Raw genomic sequence first — 4,194 nt, forward strand, 5'->3', positions numbered from 1 at the left:
CTCAAAGCCTTACCAATCAATAATGCTTGAATTTTGAGATTGCCACGGCTGTCGCCTCGCAACCTTTCAGGATTTTGACTTCCGCGTAGTGGCACTAGGGAGCTTAAAAATTAGGATTTTGGGTTGACTCTCTTGCTGAAAAATCAAGGGATAATTCTCTCTCCCAGCAGCTCTAAATTTCCCATTCATTCTGACTCTTACCCTCACCCATAATACTTTTTCAGCAAGCCCTAATTAATACTTTTTCGACCGCAGTATACATATCTTGAGCAAATTTTTTAGAGTTCCACAAAGGTGCTAAATTTTCTGACTCCTTAGACTTCACTACCCTATCAATATATTCCTGCCGTAAGTTAGGATTTTGACCTAATTTTACACCCCAATCAATATATTCTTCCCATGACCATGATACCCCTAACTTAATATCTAAACTTTGTAAAAAAGAATAACCCATTCTAGATAAAAATTGTTCTCCGACATGGGTAACAACTGGCAAGTTAAACCATAAAGCTTCTAAAGTATGAGTACCACCATTATAAGGAGAAGAATCAAGCAAAATATCTGCTAAAGAGTAAATATTTCTATGTTCCTCCTCTGTAGAAAATCTATCCATAAATTTAATCCGATGAATACTAACTTCCTCAGCTTGACAAGCTTGATGATAAGCAGCTTGAAATACTTCTACATCTCCTAATCCTTTGTGAACTAAGATACTATTAGGCACTTGTTTCAAAATAGCAACTTGTGCTTTAACTAAATCTCGGTTGAATTTTCTACCTGGCGCTAAACAGAGATAAACTATTTGATCTAAACCTATTCTTTGGGATTTTCTTAAATCAGCTTTACTTTTTTCTATTCTTTCAAAACCAGAAACTGCGATAAATGAATCTGGCATTCTCACCAATTTTTCTACATAGTATTTATCCCTGTCTTGAGGATGGGTGTGCGAGTCGCAGAGAAAATAATTATCTGAGGATATGTAAGGAGCATCAAACCCTAACCAAGATATACAAATAGGTGCTGTTTGATAAGACAAAATCTCTGTATTAATTGGTAAACTCAGAGAATCTAAATCTATTAATATATCTACTTTGTCCTGCTGAATTTCACCAATAATTTCTCCTACATCTACTATTCCTTGAGGATATTTTTTCGGTACATATAATTTAGTAGCAGCTTGACTAAATTTCTGAGTTTGGTCGTCTACTTTTAAACGTTCCGTTGAATATAAATATGTTTCTGTGTTGAGCTTTCCTAACTCCCGAATTATATCAAGACTGCACCAACCTACAGAATGTCTACAAAAGTGACTAGATATAAATCCAACTTTTAATTTACGACTTTTACTAAACTCAAAATTTGCCAATTTTTGCTGATAATTAGACTTAGGTTTGAGAGCTAGCTCAGTATAAGCTTTAGATACTAATTTGTAGAGATGAGAGTTAGCTTCAATATTGTCTCTTAAATAAGGAACGCTGAATAAAAAATTTCCATATAAAGATTTTAGCTCCACTGACTTTTTGGCAATATTTATATCTTCTATAAGTTTAGCCTCCAAATCAAAAAATCTATCTTTAGCAATTTCATTTAAGCCAGATACTTGATATGTACTAATCATATATATGGCAGTCATAATCGGATCGACTACCCTACATTCTTGACTATATTTATTGACTGCTTCCCTAGCAACTGCATAATTATTACCATCCCTCAAAATGCCACATAAATGTTGATGAGCTGTAGCATAGTCAGGTTTAATTTCAATGGCTTTTTTCAGGTGTTGAATAGCTTCAGAAAATTTACCTTGATTTCTCAAAATAATTCCAATTTGACTATAAGCTTCTGTTAAGTCTGGCTTAAGTTTAATAGCCCCTTGCCAAACAGCAATAGCTTCATCTAATTTACCCTCTTCAGCTAACCTATATCCTTGGCTTAAATTAAACTCTACCCCACCCAAACTAGGATTTAATTCTAATGCTTTTTGTTGTGAGGCGATCGCTTCTTCTGACTTGCCAATTTTTTGCCAAACCTTGGCCAAATTCCAATAAGCAGCGGCCATCTCTGGTTGTAGTTGAATAGCTTTCCTGTAACAAGCGATCGCCTCTTCCAATTTTCCCTGGCGATAAAACATACTGCCCAAGTTAACATGAGCCTGGGATAAATCAGGATTAAACTCTATGGCCCGATAATATAGACTAATTGCTTCAGAGATTTGACCTTGGGCTTGAAGAATATTGGCCAGAGTAACATAAGTAGGTGCCCAATTAGGTTGTAAACTTAAAGCCTCACGACAACAAGCGATCGCTTCTGATAATTGTCCTTGAGCGTAGTAAAGTTCAGCCTGTTGTGTCAAAGTCTCAAAATTTGGAGTTTGTGAGGTAGAAAAATTCGAGGGAGTATTCATTTTAGTTATCAATTATCAGTTCTCAGTTATCAGTGCTAATTAAAGCTTAAAATTTATCATATTTGTCCAGTAGGTTGGGGTTGAGGAACGTAGCTTCCTTCCCGTAAGGGGAAAGCAATATCTCAATTGAGGTTTTGGATGTCTCGGTTGAGGTATATACACAATAGTCGGAAATTTCCACTAATCATCTCCTCTGACGGGTGCTGCATAGAATGAATCTATTATTGCTCTATACGCAATAGTTGGAAATTTCCAATAATCATATCCTCTGACGGAGTGCTTCATAAAATGAATCTATTATTGCTCTATACGCAATAGTTGGAAATTTCCACTAATCATATCCTCTATTTGGGTGCTTCATAAAATGAATCTATTATTGCTCTATATGCAATAGTCGGAAATTTCCACTAATCATATCCTCTAGCTGGGTGCTTGATAAAATGAATCTATTATTGCTCTATACGCAATAGTTGGAAATTTCCACTAATCATATCCTCTATTTGGGTGCTTCATAGAATGAATTTATTGTTGCTCTATCCCCAATAGTCGGAAATTTTCCCTAATCATATCCTCTATTTGGGTGCTTCATANTGGGTGCTTCATAGAATGAATTTATTGTTGCTCTATCCCCAATAGTCGGAAATTTTCCCTAATCATATCCTCTATTTGGGTGCTTCATAAAATGAATCTATTATTGCTCTATACGCAATAGTTGGAAATTTCCAATAATCATATCCTCTATTTGGGTGCTTGATAAAATGAATCTATTATTGCTCTATACGCAATAGTTGGAAATTTCCACTAATCATATCCTCTATTTGGGTGCTTGATAAAATGAATCTATTATTGCTCTATATGCAATAGTATTAGACTGACATAGCTAAAACTGTGCATAGCCCTTTTTTCCTATAATTCTTGTTATAGCAAGGTATGACCATTTTTTGAATTCAAAATTCAAAGTTCAAAAATTTTGGTTCTAAGTGAATTTCAATAATTGTTTAATTAAGGATTCAAGCCTCCTTCTTCAAAGCTCGAAAAAATAAAAAATATTTTCCTTATTTCAAGCCTCTGACTTTGCTGCGGAATGCTGCGCAAACAGGCAGAGGTTATAATTTTGAATTAATAATTTTGAATTTTGAATTTATTTGACCATTTTTTTTCTAATGAAACATTTAAGTGTCAGTTCACTACTACCAGACTACCAAACTTAATAAATAAGGAATATTCTAATGATTTGGAAAAAATCAAATTTACCCCAACCAAAAATCAAATTTAAACCCCAAATAATTCTGGCAATTATCTCTTTAATTTTGACAGTCGGAATGCCTATTAGTATTAGTCATAAAATTCCTGCTCAAGCAAGAACTGAAAAAAGTTACGAAGCAAAATTATTTGAAACAGCTCTATCTTTTACCCTATATTTTGAAGGTGGATTTAGTAATCATCCAGCAGATAAAGGTGGTAGAACTTATAAAGGAATTTTACAAAGTGTATATAATGCCTATCGACGTCGAAGGGGTTTACCACCATTAGATGTTACGCAAATGTCTGATGCTGAATTGATGGAAATTTATCAAGGTTATTGGGATAATAGTAGGTCAGCTACTATGCACCCCGCTCTTGCCGTAGTTATGTTTGATACTGCTGTTAATTTTGGTATTAATAACTCGGTAACTTTTCTGCAACAAGCTTTAGGACTACCACAAACAGGTATATTTGATACTAAGACCAAAGAAGCATTAGCAGAAGGTAATAATCGAAATACTGCACTGCAAATGATTAACGAAAGG

At 34.5% G+C, this 4,194-nt stretch carries 2 protein-coding genes; one reads left to right on the forward strand and one right to left on the reverse strand.

Annotated features, from left to right (window positions below; genetic code table 11):
• Nucleotides 1–220 precede the first annotated feature (220 nt).
• Nucleotides 221–2,404 carry a tetratricopeptide repeat protein gene (locus tag AFK68_RS07760; RefSeq protein WP_094672257.1) on the reverse strand — a complete coding sequence of 728 codons (2,184 nt, stop codon included), beginning with the start codon at nt 2,402–2,404 and terminating at the stop codon, nt 221–223.
• Between the two features lie 1,229 nt (nt 2,405–3,633).
• Here AFK68_RS07760 and AFK68_RS07765 point away from each other — a divergent pair.
• Nucleotides 3,634–4,194 (forward strand): glycoside hydrolase family 108 protein (locus AFK68_RS07765; RefSeq protein WP_094672258.1); only part of this gene is annotated, 561 nt, incomplete at its 3' end.

The organism is Hydrocoleum sp. CS-953 (assembly GCF_002260545.1).
In the GTDB taxonomy this organism is placed as follows: domain Bacteria; phylum Cyanobacteriota; class Cyanobacteriia; order Cyanobacteriales; family Microcoleaceae; genus Trichodesmium.